Here is a 16,210-nt window from a genome sequence, read left to right as displayed (position 1 = left end):
ACCGCCACGATGAGCCAGGGCATCGACTACTCCAAGCTTCATGAATCCGAGCGCGTGGAGCTGCACCTCCCGCAGCCCGTGCCGGTGAGGCAAGCCGCACGCACTCTGCAAGCGCAGGGATTCGAACTGTGCGAGGATGTGTGCAGCCTGCCGCGAAAAGACGCACGTCAGAGCCACCAGCCGGACTCGATCACCACCGTAAGCTTCGTGTCCGCTGGCGTCGAAAAAACCACCTACCTGGAGGACGACGATGAAGATGATGACGGGTCGGCCCCTGAGTGCGACGTGCTCGTCTTCGACTACCTCTTTGCCTCTCTCCCCAAGACGCTCATCCCCGAGTTTCTGGCGATGCTGCAGCGGGTGCAGCCCGTCTTCGGCGGCACGCTAAGGCACCGGGGAGCGCCCGTGGAAATCCCAGCACTGGAGACCTTGTTTGCAAGCTACGTCTCCGACATCTGGGAGGAGCTGGCCGAAGAACCCGGCGGCGACCTGCTCCGCCGCATCATCCATGAGTCTTACCCCCGCAGGTAGAGACCTGATCCCACGTTCCCCTTCCCTCATCTCCGCAATCACGACCCGCATGAGCCGCATCCCGCCAGATCAATTTGAAGAGCTGATTTACCAGAGCCTCCGCAAGGCCTTCGCCACTTTGCTCTCCGCCAGCCAGGGGCAGACACTCTATGCCTTTGCCCTGTTCACCGATGACAGCCTTCAGTTTCTCAACCCTGTGGCCAATTCCGAGGAGGCGCTGACGGCAGCCGTGACCCGCTACCAGACCAAGGTGGATCCGAAGTACGGCGGCACCACCACGCGCTCCAGCCTGCGCTGGTCCTACGGCGACTGGGGCTTCTTTCCGAACGTGGACGAAGGGGCCTTCCAGGAAGCGAACGAACTCCTCAGCAGGAACTTCGACCAGATGATGGAAGACGACAGCTTTGACGGCGATGTGGACCTGCTTTTTGCCGCGATGCTCAAGGGCTTCCAGCGCGCCGAGGCCGAGGGAGTGTTCAGCTCCGCCATGCCTCGCGGCAGTCTCGTCCTGCTCCTCGTCGGAAACCTGCCTGCTTCGCTCACGGACCCGTGGGTCACGGCGCTGAATCCGCCGGAGACGGCCTCCATGTACCTCCACTGGATTCCTCCCGGGACACCTGAACTCCGCCCCCCATGAATCCGCACGCGCTCACGAAAGAGGATTCCAGCACGCTCGGCTTTGTCGTGTCGTGCCTTTTTGAGCAGGCTGTTTCCATCGAGGAACTGCAAACCTGGGCGGGAAATGTGCTGCTGGCGGTGGATCCCAGCCCTCTCTACATCGTGGACCTTTGCACCTTCGAAGGGCCGCTGTTCAAGATCTTCGATGTCATCGGCTTCGTCACCAGCGGCGATCTTTCGGACGAGGAAAAGACCGCGCTGGTGGGGATCGCCCATCTCCGGGGTGTGACCCCCTATGAGGCGGAGACAGACCGCGCCCAGGCTCTCGCCGCACTTGCAGCGCACCCGCAGGTGCTGGCAGATTTCCGCGAGACCTTTCCCTTCATCGAGCTTCCCCAGAACGTTTGATCACCACGCTCATCATGCCAGCCAAACCACCCCCCACACTCGAGGCCCATCCCGGCATCAACGCCAGCCACATCACCTGGTATGTCACCGACCGACTCAAGGCAGGCACCATCAATCTCTACTCGGCCTATTTGCTCATGCATGAGGCGCTGCGCTTTGAGCGCCTGCTGTACCTCCAGTCCGGGTGGAAGCAGACGCTCGAAATCAGCGGCCTGCTGGACATCTACTACGACCACATCACCGCCAGGGCGCTGGGCTGCACGGTGGAGGCGGACGAGTCGGCAGACTGGTTCCTCGCGGACACCCCGCTGCTGAAGGAGAAGCGGAAACACTTTCTCACCGACCGGCTGGCCGAAGGCAAAAGCCTGCTGGCAGACGCCGCTTTTCACCGCCTGCTGGCGGACCTGCGCCGGCGCTACGACTCCCTCCCAGATGCCCAAGGGCCTTACCCACAGGGGGCCTTCCCTTTTCATCTGGCAGCGCCTGAACTCGAACTGCTCCAGCCCGGCTCACAGCCAGCCTTTGCACCCGGGCAGGAGCTGGACGCGGAGAGCGCTGACTTCTACGTGCAGCTCCAGCTTGCCCGCTGAGGGGTCTTCCAGTGTGGCGGATTTGCCTTCAGTCCCTGTCGCGGGGTCCGAACATCTGGGTGGCGGAAGCTTCCTATGCGCCGCCTGTTTCCCCTGCGAAAGGCCCCTGCCATTTGCCCACGTTGGCAAATATCATTCTCCACACGCACGGAGTTTGCAGACGTAAGATTGCAAGATGCCTCCGGGCTGCCGCGTTCGCCTCATCCCCCCGAATCAGCATGCTCCGCCTCCCTTGCGAAAGGTTTGAAAATCGCATTGAAGCGCGGCGCGTGCTCACGATGTTTCGTTCCCATCCTTCACTCCATGCACAACCGCCCTCGCACCTCTTACGGCTCCTTGCTGGCCGCCACTCTGGCCCTGACTGGACTCTCTCAAGCGAATGACTGGACCAGCTGGCGCGGCCCGCTCCAAAACGGCGTGAGCCTGGAGCACTACACCAAGGCAGGAAAACTTGCAGACAAGCCCGCCTGGAGCGCCCCCATCCGCAGCCGCGGCACCCCCGTGGTGGTGGACGGCAAGGTCATCCTCTGGGGGTACAAAGGAGAAACCTCCGACCTCATCGAGCTCCTCACCTGCATGGACGCCAAGACCGGCAAGATCCTCTGGCAGCACGAAATCCCCGACTACCTCAGCGACTCCATCTACAACCGCTACTCCATCGGCGCTCCTACGGTCGATCCTGAAACGAAGCGCATCTACCTCACCAGCAACGCCGGCAACTTCGTCTGCTATGAACTCGACGGCACCAAGGTCTTCGAAATTCCGCTCATGGAAGAGTATGGCCGCATGACCTTCCCGAACTCCCGCGTGGGCAGCCCGGTCATCGAAGGCGAGTTCGTCATCATCCACTTCATCTTCTCCAACTGGGGCGCCGACGGCCCCGCCGCGGACCGCGTGTACGGCTTTGACAAAAAGACCGGCGAGCTTGCGTGGTGGTCCCTCCCCGGCGTCAGCCCGCCCGTGGACAGCTCCTTCTCCACCCCCGTGCTGGAAACCCGCGACGGCAAGCGCGTGGCCTACTTCGCCACCGGCTGCGGCAATGTCGTCTGCGTCAACACGCACAACGGCAAGCCTTACTGGAAAATGCCCATCTGCAAAAACGGAGTGAACGCCTCCGTGGTACTGCACAAGGGCAACCTCATCGCCATCCACGGAGATGAAAACGTGGACACCTCCGAGAAGGGCCGCATGGTCTGCATCAAGCTGCCCGAAAAACTGGCCGCCCCCGTGCCTCCCGCTTTGGAAGCCACCACCCTGGAGCCAGGCGTCGAAGTCTGGCGCAATCCCATCGGCGCCACCAGCAGCTCCCCGGTGCTCGTGGGAGATGTGATCTACCAGCTCACCGACGGCGCAGAACTCTACGCCATCGACGCCAACACCGGCGTGGACATCTGGAAGATGAAGCTGAGCAATGCCAACCTGCACTCCTCCCCGCTGTATGTGGACGGCCTGCTCTACTGCCCGATGCTTGATGGCAAGCTGGTGGTCGTGAAGCCCGGCAAAAAGTCCGGCGAAGTGGTGCAGGAAATCAAGCTGGAAGGCAACTGCCTCGGCTCACCCACGGTGTGCGACGGCACCCTCTATGTGACCACCACGGAAGGCTTCCACGCCTTCCCCATCCCGAACAAAGGCATCAAGGTGGACGCCGCTCCGAAGGCGGAAATGCCAAAGGCCGGCAAGGCCGTGGCCCTGCAGATCATTCCCGCCGAAACCGTCATCATGACCGGCAACAAGCAGAGCTTCCGCGTTCGCAGCTTGGACGCCAACGGCTTCGTCGTCAGCCCTGATGTCAAAGGCGTGAAGTGGGAAAGCTTCATCCCCCCGACCGCCAAGGTGAAAGCCACCATGGACGGCAAGTTCAACGACGCAGGCGAGCTCGTGGTCGCTGCGGATGCCAAGTCCAGCGCCGGCGCCTTCAAGGCCACCGCTCCGGACGGCACCTTTGGCACCATCCGCGGCCGCGCCCTGCGCAACCTGCCGCTGGTGGAAAACTTCGACGAATACGATCTCAAAGACGAGCAGCCCACCGAGAAGATCATGTTCGCCTATCCTCCCCTTCCCTGGATTGGCGCACGCTTCAAATTCGACGTGCGCGAGATCGTCGGTGCTCCAGGCAACAAGGTCTTCGCCAAGACGTTCGACCGCCTGCTCTTCCAGCGCGCCACCGTTTTCGTGGCCCCTTCCAATCTCTCCAACTACTCCATGCAGGCAGACGTGATGACGGACGGCAGCGCCCGCTCCAAGTCCGACATCGGCCTCATCAACCAGCGTTACCTCATCTGCGTCCGTGGCAATGCCGGCAAGCTGGAAATCAGCTCCAACCCCGAGCGCCTCAAGCAGGAAGTGCCCTTCAAGGTGGTGGCCAACACCTGGTACACCCTGAAGACCAAGGTGGACGTGGCCAAGGACGGCAGCGGTGTCGTCATGGCCAAGATCTGGGACAAGGCCCAGCCCGAACCCTCCGCCTGGACCATCGAAGTGAAAGTGCCCCGCGCCCACAAAAACGGTTCCCCGGGCATTTTCGCCCTCACCCCGATGAACCAGAAGCGCGTTTATCTGGACAACCTCAGCGTCACCCCAAACTGATCCGCCGCCCTCCTAACCCAACTGCTTTCAACGTCATACATGAGAACGAAACTCACACCCATCCTCGCTGCGGCTCTGGCTGCCACAGCAGCCCTGAACGCCGCCGACTACTCCCAGTGGGGTGGCGGCAACACCCGCAACATGGTGTCTGACGAAAAAGGACTGCCCACTGACTTCAACCCCGGCAAGAAATACGGCCCCAAGGCCGCACCGAAAGCCGCCGGCCGCCTCCGCCCCAATGCCCAGGACGCCAACAAGGCCCCCGGCGCTGAGGACATCGACATGAGCACCACCAAGAACTGCCTCTGGGTGGCCAAGCTCGGCTCCCAGACCTACGGCACGCCCATGATCGCCAACGGCCAGGTCTATGTCGGCACCAACAACGAGTCCCCCCGTGATCCCAAGAGCATCGGCGACCGCGGCATCATGATGGTGTTTGACGAATACACCGGCCAGTTCAAATGGCAGATGGTTTCCCCCAAGATGGGAAGCGGCAAGGTCAACGACTGGGAATACCTCGGCATCTGCGCCAGCCCCACCATCATCGGAGACAAGGCCTACGTGCCCAGCAACCGCTGCCAGATCGTCTGCCTCGACGTCAAAGGCATGTCCAACGGCAACCAGGGCATGCAGGACGAAGGCGCCTTCATGGCCCCTCTCGACAAAGACGGCAAGCCCACCGCCCCCCTCACCCCTGGCGACACGGACGCGGACATCCTCTGGGTCTATGACATGTACAAAGAACTCGGCGTCTTCCAGCACAATGCCACCGCTGGCTACCCGCTGGTGATCGACGGCAAGGTCTTCGTCCCCACCTGCAACGGCGTGGACTGGACCCACACCAACATCCCCGCCCCTAACTCCCCCAGCTTCATCATGCTCGATGCCGAAAACGGCACCCTGCTGGGTGAAATGGATCACGTCGCCTCCGAGCGCGTGCTGCACTGCTCCTGGTCCTCGCCGAACTCTATCGAGGTGAACGGCAAGAAGCAGATCATCTTCGCCGCCGGCGACGGCTGGGTGTACTCCATGGCCCCTGAAACCCACAAGGACGCCGAAGGCCTGGACATCCTCAACGAGTTCTGGCGCTACGACGCCAACCCGCCCGAGTATCGCAAAAACTCCGCTGGCGAGCCCATCAAGTACGTTGAATACGACGGCCCCAGCGAAATCATCGCCACCCCCACCGTCGCTGACGGCCTGGTGTATGTGAACATCGGCCAGGACCCTGAGCACGGCGAAGGCGTCGGCTGCCTGAGCTGCATCGACCCCAAAGGCAGTGGTGACATCACCGGCAAAGCCTTGTGGACCTTCAAGGGCATCGAGCGCACCATCTCCACCCCTGCAGTGAAGGACGGCCTCGTCTATGCCGCCGACTACACCGGACGCGTCTTCTGTCTCGATGCCAAGACCGGCAAGGAATACTGGAAGTTCGACACCAAAGGCCACATCTGGGCCAGCCCCCTCGTCGCCGACGGCAAAGTCTGGATCGGCAACGAAGAAGGCGAGCTCTTCATCCTCGCCGAAGGCAAGGAACTCAAGGAACTCGGCACTATCGAATTCCCCTCCCCCCTGCTGAGCAGCGTGGTGGCCGCCAACGGCGCGCTCTACGTCACCACCCACACCCACCTCTACTGCTTCAAGGAAGGGTCCAAGACGCCCGAAGCTGCGAAGTAACAGCACAGTCTAGTTTCAACGCGAAAGGCGGACCGGAAACGGTCCGCCTTTTTTCATGCTCACCGATCGGCCCAAGTAGCGCTGAGCATTTCAAGATTGCCGAAGCGGAGCACGTAATCTCCTGATGCGGCCCCGCCTTTCCTGCTTGATTCATTCCGCCAGCCTTCGCTCATCAGCGCTGGCGCTTCTCTCCGCCGCCGCTGTGCATGGAGAGATCCCCAAACCGGATGATGCCCCGCAGCCGCTCTCTCCCGCAGAAAGCGCGAAGCTTTTCCAAGTTCCTGCCGGTTATCGGATCCGCCTGCTGGCCAGCGAGCCGCTGATCCGCGAGCCCTCCGGCATCTGCTGGGATGACAAGGGGCGCTGCTTTGTGTGCGAACTTCACGGCTACAATGTCGAAGGACAGTACGACATCGAAGAACTCAACAAGTCGGGGCAGCTCGATCTCGAAGTTCGCCGCATCCAGGCGAGCGAGGCCGCAAAGAAGAAGGCCGAGGCCGAAACCTACGGCACCGTGAAGCTGCTGCGAGACACGGACGGCGACGGCGTGATGGACAAAGCCATTGTGTGGGCGGACCGCCTGCCACCATGTTATGGTATCGCTACGGCGAATGGAGGACTCCTCGTGGCATGTGCACCGCACATTGTCTTTCTGAAGGACAGCGATGGCGACGACAAGGCGGACGTGAATGAGAAGCTCTTCACCGGCTTTGGCACGGGCAATCTGGAGCGCGGCATCAATGCCCCCACGCTCGGGCCGGATGGCTGGTACTATTTTGGGCGCGGCTGGGCGGGAGGCCAGATCACAGGGCCGCATCTGGCGCAGCCCGTGACGCTGCCTGCCACGGACTTCCGCATCCGTGCGGATGGCAGCGCCATCGAACCCGTGAGCGGCAGCACCAAGACGATGGGCATGGCCTTCACGCCCGGCGGCGAGCGCTTTGTCTGCACCACCACGCATCCCGGACTCTACGTCACGCCCATCCCGTGGCGCTACCTCACGCGCAATCCAGACGCAGCGGCTCCTCTGCTGGATGCCCCTGCAAGCGATGACACGCGCGTCTATCCCATCTCCAAACCGCACCCCTGGCGCACCAAGCGCGAGCAGCATGCAGAGTACTTTGCCTTCTACCGCAAGATCAGCCTCAGCGATGCCGCTGCTTCCGGCTACTTCACCTCCGCCTGCGGTCCGCTGGTCTGGCGCGGCCAGTACTTCGTGTGCGAGCCCGCGCAAAATCTCATCCACCGCGCCAACATCGTGCGTGACGGCACACGAATGCGGCTGGAGCGCGAGAAAGGCGAGGAGCACAGCGAATTCCTTGCCTCGCGGGATTCCTGGTTTCACCCCATGAGCCTCGCTCGCACGCCGCAGGGCGGCATGGCCATCTGCGATTTCTACCGCGAGATCATCGAGGACTACTCCGCCATCCCGCGCCACCTTCAGCAGCAGTATGGCGTGATCAACGGCCACGATCGCGGCCGCATTTGGATCCTTGAGGCGAAGCAGCCCTACGACACACCGCAGCCAACCTCCAGCGAAGCTCTTGTGCTGAAGCTGCGCAGCGCGGATGACCAACCGCTCGATGCCGCAACGCGCACGCTCTGCTTCAGCAAGGACCTGGAGCCCAGCCTCGCGTTGCAACTGGCGCTCAGCGCTGGCGCAGACAAAGAGGCGCTCCTGGCACTGGCACGGAATCATGGGCAGCTCAAATGGATGGATGCCGCCATCGCCAGCTCCGCCCATCATTTGGAAAAAGACCTGCTGCTGGCTTTGGCCACAGAGCCCGGCCAAAGTCAGCCGGTGATGACCAACCTGGCCGGCATCATCGCCAGCCGTGGAAATGCGCAGGAGATCTCCGGCTGCCTCGCGGTCGTCACTTCGGACAAAGCAGGTGAAATCCTCCGCCTGGGCCTGGAAGAAACCAAGCCGCTGCCACAGCAGGCGGAGCCTCCCATGCCCGCCGCCCCCAGCGCCGAACAAAACGCCGCATGGGAAAAGCGCGTGCCCGCCGTGCTGGCTGCACTGAAACAGAAACCGAATCTCGAAGAAGGCCGCGTGCTGTTTCAAAGCATCTGCGGTTCCTGTCACAAATCCCACGGCATCGGCGTCAGCGTAGGGCCGGACCTGGATGCGGAGTTTCAGCGTGCGCCTGAGGTCATTCTGCGGGATGTGCTCTTCCCCAGCGAGGCCGCCCGCCCGGGCTATGAAACCCTGCACGTCAAAACGCAGCGCGGAGAGACGCTCCTCGGCATCGCCGCATCAGACTCGCCCACCAGCGTGACTCTGCGGCTGCCAGGCGGTGCGGAGCGCACCGTCCTGCGCAAACGCGCGGAGATCCGTACTCTGCGCAATGTTTCTCTCATGCCCGCAGGGCTCGGCGATGCGCTGAAGCCGGAGCAGGTCGCCAGCATCATCGCCTTCCTGCGCTCAGCACCGTGATCCCTATCCCGCCAGCGTCTTGTACAGCGCCAGCGTTTTGCGTGCGATGCTCTTCCAGCTGAAGTGATCCTCCGCGCGCTGGCGGCCGGCCTGGGCCATGCGGTTGCGCAGCGTGGGGTCGGCCATGAGCTTGTTGATGCCGGCGGCGAGGTCGCGGGCGAATCTTTCCGGATGCAGAGCTTCGAACGGACTTTCAGTCTGCTGCTCCAGCGGCACGAGGATGCCCGTCTCGCCATCGACCACGACTTCCTTGATGCCACCCACAGCGCTGGCCACCACCGCCGTCTCGCAGGCCATGGCTTCCAGATTGATGATGCCAAAGGGCTCATAGATGGACGGGCAGCAGAACACATCCGCATGCGAATACAGCGCGATCTTTTCCTGCAGCGGCACCATGGCCTGCACCCAGATCACTCCCGGACGGACCTTGCTCGCCTCGGCGACGGCGGCCTCCATCTCCTCCTTGATCTCCACAGTGTCAGGCGCTCCCGCACACAGCACCACCTGGAAACCCGGGTCCAGGTGCTGAATGGCGCGCACCAGATGCACGATGCCTTTCTGCCGGGCGATGCGGCCCACGAAGAGCACATAGGGCTTGTCGGGGTCGATGCCATGCTTGCGCAGCACGTCCGGAGCTTCGGTGCGGCGGTACTCGGCGAGGTCGATGCCGTTGTAAATCACGTGAATCTTGTGCGGGTCGAGGTCGAAGTGCTGGAGCAGATCTGCCTTCGTTCCTTCGGAGACGGCGATGATGGCGTCCGCCATTTTCAGCGCGGTGCTTTCCAGCCAGACCGTGAAGTCATAGCCATGGCCGAGCTGCTCGCGCTTCCAGGGGCGCAGCGGCTCCAGCGAGTGCACGGTCAGCACCATGGGCACGCCGTAGTTCAGCTTCGCTAAAATGCCGCCGAAATGCGCATACCACGTGTGCAGGTGGACGAGGCTGGCATCGATGCCGCTGGTGTTGAAGTCCAGGCAGCGCTGCAGCGCGCCAAAGACAGACTTCAGATTGAGCGGACTGTCCCAGCCGGTGGTGTCCAGACCGAAGCCCTGGACCTTGAGGTTTCCCACGTGGCTTTGCTGGTCGCCGAAACAGCGCACATCCACCTCCATCAGCTTCGCGAGCTCGCGGGTGAGGTATTCGACGTGGACGCCGGCGCCCCCGTAGATGTGAGGTGGGAATTCGTTGGTAAGGAAAAGGGCTTTCATGAGAGACGAATGCGGGCGGGGCGGAGAGGAAAGATCAGGGCAGTTGCAGTATCACTTCTCCTGCGATTTGAACCACTCCTCGATAGCGGGAATGTCAAAAATACGGAAGCGTTTTTTCACACGCTGTTCCAGCGCCAGCTGTGCGTGCTTGGCCACGTCGAGCGAGGGATCTTCCTTGATGGACTTGATGAGCTGCGCGTTGGTTTCCGGCAGGGGGCTGCCCAGCAGCAGGAAGCAGACCCGCAGGCGCACCTCCCAGGGCTGCTTGTAGTCTGCCAGCAGCTTCAGCAGCACCTCGGGCTTCACATCCGCCTCATCGCGGATGCTGCTGTCCTTGAACATTTCGGCCACCGGCAGGCGATAGCCCGGATCTTCCCGCTGCAGCAGCTGGATGGCACGCAGGGCGCGCATGAACTCGGCCTGCGCCGCCGCATGCAGGTGCTCCAGCTGCGGGTCGCGCATGTACTCCACCAGCAGTTCCAGCGGCCTGCGCTCGCCGGTGGCGATGGCTTCATCCGCATACTGCGTGAGGCGGTTGCGCTCCTTGAGCTGGATAAACTCCTGCTGTGTCGGCGAGACCTCCATTTTCATCTCGGCGATGCGTGATGTCCCCGCCTGGTCCGATGAGGAGGCCACAGGCGCTGGTGCGAGCTGGGGATTCTTCAGCGCCGTGGAGATTTTTTCCAGCGACTCGCGCGTGTTCTGCTGGGTGAGCAGCTGCTCCCTGCGCATGACGTCCACCTGCTTCTGCAGCGCCGTGATCTGCTCTGCTGACTGGGCAAGCTGCTCCCGGAGCGCACTTTCCGTGGCACCTCCCGCCGCGGCGGAGGAGCCTCCGCCTCCGGAGAGTCTGGGCTCAATTTTGCTCAGGTAAAACGACCTCCCCGCCAGGCAGAGCAGCAGGCCGACGACGAGCGACACGCCGAGCGAAATGACCAGGTAGGAACGGGTCAGGTGCGAGATTCGCGGATCTGGCTGATTGGAGGCCATTTCCTCGGACTGTGGGTGATCATGGCTGGCCACTTTTCCGGTTATACCGTTCTCCGCGTTTTGTTTCGACACTTTCTTTGTGTCGGCCTCGTCTTTTTTCCCGCCCCCGTCGGATTCTTCCGCCGGCGTCTTGCACCGCGCAAAGAGCAGGCCCTCCTCTTCTTCGTCTTCGTGGTCCGCGGGAGGAGTGTTGGGGGAAATCAGGTTAGACATGAACAAGCGTCAGTGACGTTACGCGATGAGGGTTGCCAGAATCAACAAACAAGGCCAGCCTTTGTCAGTCAATCCTAGTCATGGCAACAGAATCCTCCCAGAGCACCCACTTGTCCACATTTGCGCCAGCCCGGATGCACTCTTTGCAGCAGCCCGGGGCCCTGCGGCAGGTGGCCGTCTGGAGCCTGCCCGTGGTGCTGGCCCTGCTCTTTCTGCTCTGGCCCTACCAGCAGTGGGACTATGGCAAACGGGAGAGCATCCTCATCGGCTGGGCACGCTGGGTGCTCCGGCATTCGGACTGGTGGTTCTGCTTTGTGGTCCCTCCTCTGGTGGGCTGGCTGGTCTGGCTGCGGCGTGCAGAGCTGTTCAGACTGCCCCTGAAGGGCACCTGGCAGGGCATCATCCCTCTCGCCTTGGGTCTCTTTTGCTACTGGGTGGGGTACAAGGCGTCCACCGGTTATCCCGGCTTTCTGGCGGTACAAGGCGTTCTGGCGGGCTTCATCCTGCTGGTAGCGGGGAGGGACTGGATGCGCAGCCTGTTTTTCGCCTGGCTCTTCCTGCTCTTCAGCTGGCCCATGCAGCCGCTGGAGGATTCCCTGGCCTCTCCCCTGCGCCCCTACACGGCCTCCATGGCGGCCTCCATCCTGAACACCCTGGCTGTCCCTGCGGTGAGCGAAGGCTCCGCGCTGCAGTCCGCCCCGGATCCATCCGCCGGAAAACAGATCGGCGATGCCTTCAGCCTCGATGTGGATGCCAAGTGCAGCGGCATCAATTCGCTCTTTGCGCTCATGATGATCTCCGCGCTGCTCGGCAGTCTGGCGCTCAAGCGGCCCCGCTCCCGGCTCATCCTGTTTGCCTGCTCGGTTCCGCTGGCCGTGGCGGGCAATGTCGTGCGCCTGCTGCTGCTGGTGGCGGGGACATTGAAACTGGGATCTGAAGTGGCCGTGGGCAGGCACTTTGAAAATCACCAGGAAATGACCTTTTACCACACGATGGCAGGCTTTGCCGTCTTTGGCATCGCTCTGGCGGGCATGTTTGGGATTTGCTGGCTGTTTGAAGGGCGCGAGATGAAGGCCAATCTTCAGCGCCTGGGCAGGTCCGCGGACGCGGGAGATGCCTTTGCCATCCCGCAGCCGCGCCGCATGCAGGCCCATCTGCTGGCCGCCATACTGCTGCCACTGCTCACCCTGGGCATCTGCCTCGGCACAGACATTGGCTTTCACGTGGCCGCCCCCGGCGTCAAGCTCAGCGAAGAAGCCCCGAAACACCCTGTGCTGCCTTTGTCTCTGGACGGGTATCAGGGGCGGGAGCTTGAAATGACCATCGATGAAAAAAACCTTCTCGATGAAGGCGTGAAGCTGGCGCGCACCGGTTATGCCTCCGCCACCGGCAGGCAGATCCTGGCCACGGTGATCATGAGCGGTTTTGAAAAGCGCAGCCTCCACCGTCCCGAGGTCTGCCTGCCCAACCAGGGCTGGACCGTGAGCGACCGCATGCCCATCTCCATCCATCTCGAAGATGGCCGCGACATCGATGTCATGATGATGCGCGTGTTTCGCGATGTGGAGCCCCGGCCAGGCGTGCGCATCCGCACGCGGGCGGTTAATTTCTACTGGTACATCGGCTCTGACGGCGTCAGCTGCGCGGACCACTACGAGCACATCTTCCTGTCCTACTACGACGCCGTGTTTCGCAACATCCAGCACCGCTGGTCCATGGCCTCCATCTATGTGCCGCTGCCGGAGCAGCAGGTCGGCCAGGAAGATCCCATGCTTGAGCTGGGAGCCGTGGAGGACGGACGCGTTTTCATCGCCAAGCTGGCCCCCGCCTTCATGCTCACCCGTGAGCAGTGGCTCAGCGGCTCAAATCTTCCTGCGTCAGCACCTTGAACCCGGCATTGGAAAGCACCTCCGCCCCCACCTCCGGGGAGTCCAGGTGCAGCGCAAACACCGGGTGCTGCCCCGGCCGCGCGAACAGCGCATAGGTAAAGTCGATGTTGATCTCCGCCGAGAGCAGGGCGGAAAGCGCGTGCACCAGCGAATGCTCCGTCTCCCGCAGCTCCACCACGGTCACCGGAAACACCACATGCGGGATGCCTTTCTCGATGAAGAGCATTTCCGTGGTTTCAGGATCGCTGGGGATGAGGCGCACCAGCGCCAGCTCCGTGGTGTCCTGCAAGGACAGGCCCATCACCTCGATGCGGTGCTCCGTGAGCAGCTTCACCAAAGACATGAGCGCGCCCACGCGGTTGTGCAGAAAGACGGACAGCTGTTTCACCGGCGAGCCTGCTGGGGTGCCGGTCGCGGAGTGGGGCTGGGGCTTCGAGGTCGTCATGGGTGGCTTAGGGGGAGTTTCCGGGGGTTAATCACTCCTGCCCCACTCCTAGCCTGCGGGGCCGGAGGTGGAGCGGCGCTCGTCAAACAGGGTCACTCGCAGAGGAATGCTGGCCAGCGTGTCGCTCTGGTGCTGCACCAGCCAGCGGTACATCCCCTGGCGCTCAAACTTCAGACGCTGGAGCGTGTACACGATGTTGCGTGAAACAAAAGGGATGAACGATGACGGAAAGGTCACATCCAGCTGCGCGGGCATGGGCGGCAGGCACTCTTTGCCATCCGGATCCACGCAGCGGATCACGAACTCATGCTTTCCGGCGTCTTCCGCCTGAAAGATCGCCCGCACGGCGATGGAGCACTGCGGATGCACCACGGGAAAGGTCTGGGCGCAGAGCGTGTCAAACGCGCCCTGGATGCAGAGCTTCCCCTGGTAGTCGGCGGCAAAGTCACAGACGATTGCGAGCTGGATGTTCATCGTACTCGAATCGGTTACTGACGTCCAAAGAGCCTGCTGAAAAACCCGCCGATGCCCTTGCGAGGAGGTGGAGCCGCAGCCTGCGCCGGACGCACAGTCTGCGTGCGGGCCGCTTTTTCACCACCGCCGCCGCCGCCGGATGCCTCGTCCACCAGCGTTGCCTTGGGCACTTCCTTCATGGCCAGCAGCATGGGATCATCCGCAGGGGCTTTTTCAAAGATGTTGGTGAAGACTTCGTTCACGATCGGCGCGGCCTTTTTACCACCGCTGATGTCCTCTCCGGGCTCGCCCTCATACACGACAGCAAAGGCAAACATGGGCTTGCCTGCTGGCAGGAAACCCGTGAACCACGCCAGGTTCTGGTCCTTGGCGATGCGCCACTGCGCGGTACCCGTCTTGCCGGCGATCTCGGCCTGCTTGATCGCCGCCGCATGTCCGGTGCCACCGCCGCCATTGACCACCGCCACCATGCCGCTGATCACCGTCTGCCGTTGTTCGGGATTGAGATCGATGCGCCGGCGATCCTTCGGCTCGTAGGCCATGACCACCCGGTCCGTCATGTCTTGAATCTGCAGCACCAGACGTGGCTGCGGGATGCGTGTGCCGTCTCCCAGACCGGCCATGCACTGGCACACCTGCAGCGGCGTGGCCAGCACCATGCCCTGACCGATGGCGATGTTCGCCAGATCTCCCGGCAGCATCTTGTGGCCGCGATGCTGGAGCAGGTAGCTGTTCGTCGGCACAAAGCCCTCTCCCTCCGCCTTGAGCGGAATGCCCGTGCGCTCTCCAAAGCCAAGGCGCAGCGCCATGTTCGTGATGTAGTCGGCACCCGACTCCAGCGCGGCGCGGTAGAACCAGGTGTTGCAGGAACGCTTGATGGCGCTGACCACATTCATGGAGCCTTCACCCTCCTTGTTCCAGTTTTTGAACACACGGTCGCCGATCTCCATCGCGTTCGGGCAGTCAAACTGCGTCTTGGCATCCACCTTGCCGCTGTCCAGCGCACCCAGGGCCGTGACGATCTTGAACGTGGAGGCCGGCGGGTATTCGCCGCGGAAGGAGCGCGGGTAGAGCGGCAGATGCGGATCCTTCGTCAGCTCGTCATAGCGTTTCTGGCGGATGCCCGGCACGAATTCATTCAAATCAAATCCTGGGTTTGAAGCCATGGCCAGGATGTCGCCATTGGTCACGTCCATGATCACCATGGCACCGCCGGTGGTGTGCCGTTTCAGCGCATTTTCAGCGTACTTTTGGAAGTTGTAGTCGATGGAGAGCACCACGTTGCGTCCAGGACTCGGGGTGCGGCGCACATCTTCGGAGAGGCGTTTGCCATCGGGGCTGAAGAGCACGTTCACAATGCCCGCCTGGCCTTTGAGATCGCTGTCAAACGCGGTCTCGATGCCCTCACGGCCTTCCATTTCCTCAAACACCGGATCGCCATCCACAATCGGTCCCGTGGGCAGCGGACGCGTCTTGCCCGTGTAACCGATGATATGGCAGGCCGTGGTGCCCTGCGGGTAATGGCGCAGGTAGGCGGCCTGCAGCACCAGACTGCTGCCCAGCAGCGGCTTGAGCTTCTCCTCCATGTCCGGCGTGATCTCAACGTTCAGCCCCTCCTCCACTGAAAACACCAGCGGCAGCCAGCGGCGGTGCTTGTAGTGCATGAGCACCTTGTCGTCTGAAAGGGACCACGTCTTGCCCAGCGCCTTGTTCACCTTGTCGATGGTGCTGCGCGCAAAGGCGGTCACCTGTGAATCGCTGGCGCCTTCCATGTACGGCATGACCAGAGCGAGGTAATTGGCGGCGCGGTTCTGCGCAAAGGGAATACCGTGGCGGTCCACGATCTGGCCGCGCGGAGCAGGCACGCTCAGGGTCATGGCACGCGCCTCTTTTTGCGTGGCCCAGGAGGCACTCAGGTCCTGCTTCTCAGGCGCGGTAATCTTTGCCTTCTTCGCTTTGCTGTCCTCCACCTCCACCACCGGCTGTGCCTTCAGCACCACCTGGGCCTGCAATGTCGGGCCGAGCACGGTCAGCAGCGAAAGACCCGCTGCCAGAAACCGGCTGGTCAGACGCAACGAGGTGGGATCATACGATGGAAGCATGGGAAGAATTGGGCTGCCGCCAGTCCCTCTTCACAAGGAAA

The 16,210-nt window shown here is 62.3% G+C and carries 13 protein-coding genes; 8 read left to right on the top strand and 5 right to left on the bottom strand.

Features of this window, described 5'->3' with window-relative positions; all coding sequences use genetic code 11:
- Positions 1–9 precede the first annotated feature (9 nt).
- The 7 genes from ACILSR_RS03365 (at position 10) to ACILSR_RS03335 (ending at position 8,850) form a co-directional block, all read left to right on the top strand.
- Entirely contained in the window at positions 10–531 is a 522-nt protein-coding gene (locus tag ACILSR_RS03365; protein ID WP_395748313.1) for a hypothetical protein, read from the top strand.
- Between the two features lie 49 nt (positions 532–580).
- Positions 581–1,168 (top strand): DUF4303 domain-containing protein, encoded by a 588-nt coding sequence (locus ACILSR_RS03360; protein ID WP_395748312.1) that lies wholly within the window; start codon positions 581–583, stop codon positions 1,166–1,168.
- A complete protein-coding gene (locus tag ACILSR_RS03355; RefSeq protein WP_395748311.1) occupies positions 1,165–1,557 on the top strand; it encodes a hypothetical protein in 393 nt (130 codons plus the stop codon). Before ACILSR_RS03360 ends, ACILSR_RS03355 begins: the two co-directional genes overlap by 4 nt.
- 14 nt (positions 1,558–1,571) lie before the next feature.
- Positions 1,572–2,147 carry a hypothetical protein gene (locus tag ACILSR_RS03350; protein ID WP_395748310.1) on the top strand — a complete coding sequence of 192 codons (576 nt, stop codon included), beginning with the start codon at positions 1,572–1,574 and terminating at the stop codon, positions 2,145–2,147.
- Between the two features lie 303 nt (positions 2,148–2,450).
- Complete coding sequence (locus tag ACILSR_RS03345; RefSeq protein ID WP_395748309.1) at positions 2,451–4,733, top strand: PQQ-binding-like beta-propeller repeat protein; 2,283 nt, start codon at positions 2,451–2,453, stop codon at positions 4,731–4,733.
- A 39-nt stretch (positions 4,734–4,772) separates the two neighbouring features.
- The gene (locus tag ACILSR_RS03340) at positions 4,773–6,410 is read left to right on the top strand and encodes a PQQ-binding-like beta-propeller repeat protein (RefSeq protein WP_395748308.1); all 1,638 of its coding nucleotides are present in this window, start codon (positions 4,773–4,775) and stop codon (positions 6,408–6,410) included.
- 145 nt (positions 6,411–6,555) lie between these two features.
- Entirely contained in the window at positions 6,556–8,850 is a 2,295-nt protein-coding gene (locus ACILSR_RS03335) for a PVC-type heme-binding CxxCH protein (protein ID WP_395748307.1), read from the top strand.
- A gap of 3 nt (positions 8,851–8,853) precedes the next feature.
- On the opposite strand, the gene glgA is transcribed toward ACILSR_RS03335, so the two are convergent.
- Both glgA and ACILSR_RS03325 read right to left on the bottom strand, forming a co-directional pair.
- Positions 8,854–10,056, bottom strand: a complete 1,203-nt coding sequence (gene glgA, locus ACILSR_RS03330; RefSeq protein WP_395748306.1) for a glycogen synthase — start codon at positions 10,054–10,056, stop codon at positions 8,854–8,856.
- A gap of 51 nt (positions 10,057–10,107) precedes the next feature.
- Positions 10,108–11,259: a hypothetical protein gene (locus ACILSR_RS03325; protein ID WP_395748305.1), complete on the bottom strand. Its 1,152-nt coding sequence runs from the start codon at positions 11,257–11,259 to the stop codon at positions 10,108–10,110.
- Between the two features lie 80 nt (positions 11,260–11,339).
- Here ACILSR_RS03325 and ACILSR_RS03320 point away from each other — a divergent pair, with 80 nt between their 5' ends.
- Complete coding sequence (locus ACILSR_RS03320) at positions 11,340–13,148, top strand: exosortase/archaeosortase family protein (RefSeq protein ID WP_395748304.1); 1,809 nt, start codon at positions 11,340–11,342, stop codon at positions 13,146–13,148.
- On the opposite strand, the gene ACILSR_RS03315 is transcribed toward ACILSR_RS03320, so the two are convergent.
- From ACILSR_RS03315 to ACILSR_RS03305, 3 genes are read right to left on the bottom strand one after another with little or no spacing between them, the layout of a single operon-like run.
- The gene (locus tag ACILSR_RS03315; RefSeq protein WP_395748303.1) at positions 13,114–13,593 is read right to left on the bottom strand and encodes a hypothetical protein; all 480 of its coding nucleotides are present in this window, start codon (positions 13,591–13,593) and stop codon (positions 13,114–13,116) included. The genes ACILSR_RS03320 and ACILSR_RS03315 overlap by 35 nt on opposite strands.
- A gap of 48 nt (positions 13,594–13,641) precedes the next feature.
- Positions 13,642–14,067, bottom strand: coding sequence for a DUF6941 family protein (locus ACILSR_RS03310; protein ID WP_395748302.1), 426 nt, complete (start codon positions 14,065–14,067; stop codon positions 13,642–13,644).
- Between the two features lie 14 nt (positions 14,068–14,081).
- Positions 14,082–16,169, bottom strand: a complete 2,088-nt coding sequence (locus tag ACILSR_RS03305) for a penicillin-binding transpeptidase domain-containing protein (protein WP_395748301.1) — start codon at positions 16,167–16,169, stop codon at positions 14,082–14,084.
- Positions 16,170–16,210: the final 41 nt, after the last annotated feature.

It is taken from the genome of Prosthecobacter sp., from assembly GCF_044222565.1.
Classification (GTDB): Bacteria; Verrucomicrobiota; Verrucomicrobiia; order Verrucomicrobiales; family Verrucomicrobiaceae; genus Prosthecobacter.
Note: the sequence above shows the minus strand (reverse complement) of the source record. Positions and strands in the feature narration are given on the sequence as shown.

Excerpts from the sequence above, each read along its gene's own strand:
- ACILSR_RS03340 (WP_395748308.1), top strand. The coding sequence starts at position 4,773 with ATGAGAACGAAACTCACACCCATCCTCGCTGCGGCTCTGGCTGCCACA.
- ACILSR_RS03325 (WP_395748305.1), bottom strand. The coding sequence starts at position 11,259 with ATGTCTAACCTGATTTCCCCCAACACTCCTCCCGCGGACCACGAAGAC.
- ACILSR_RS03315 (WP_395748303.1), bottom strand. The coding sequence starts at position 13,593 with ATGACGACCTCGAAGCCCCAGCCCCACTCCGCGACCGGCACCCCAGCA.
- glgA (WP_395748306.1), bottom strand. The coding sequence starts at position 10,056 with ATGAAAGCCCTTTTCCTTACCAACGAATTCCCACCTCACATCTACGGG.
- ACILSR_RS03360 (WP_395748312.1), top strand. The coding sequence starts at position 581 with ATGAGCCGCATCCCGCCAGATCAATTTGAAGAGCTGATTTACCAGAGC.
- ACILSR_RS03310 (WP_395748302.1), bottom strand. The coding sequence starts at position 14,067 with ATGAACATCCAGCTCGCAATCGTCTGTGACTTTGCCGCCGACTACCAG.
- ACILSR_RS03320 (WP_395748304.1), top strand. The coding sequence starts at position 11,340 with ATGGCAACAGAATCCTCCCAGAGCACCCACTTGTCCACATTTGCGCCA.
- ACILSR_RS03350 (WP_395748310.1), top strand. The coding sequence starts at position 1,572 with ATGCCAGCCAAACCACCCCCCACACTCGAGGCCCATCCCGGCATCAAC.
- ACILSR_RS03345 (WP_395748309.1), top strand. The coding sequence starts at position 2,451 with ATGCACAACCGCCCTCGCACCTCTTACGGCTCCTTGCTGGCCGCCACT.
- ACILSR_RS03355 (WP_395748311.1), top strand. The coding sequence starts at position 1,165 with ATGAATCCGCACGCGCTCACGAAAGAGGATTCCAGCACGCTCGGCTTT.
- ACILSR_RS03305 (WP_395748301.1), bottom strand. The coding sequence starts at position 16,169 with ATGCTTCCATCGTATGATCCCACCTCGTTGCGTCTGACCAGCCGGTTT.
- ACILSR_RS03365 (WP_395748313.1), top strand. The coding sequence starts at position 10 with ATGAGCCAGGGCATCGACTACTCCAAGCTTCATGAATCCGAGCGCGTG.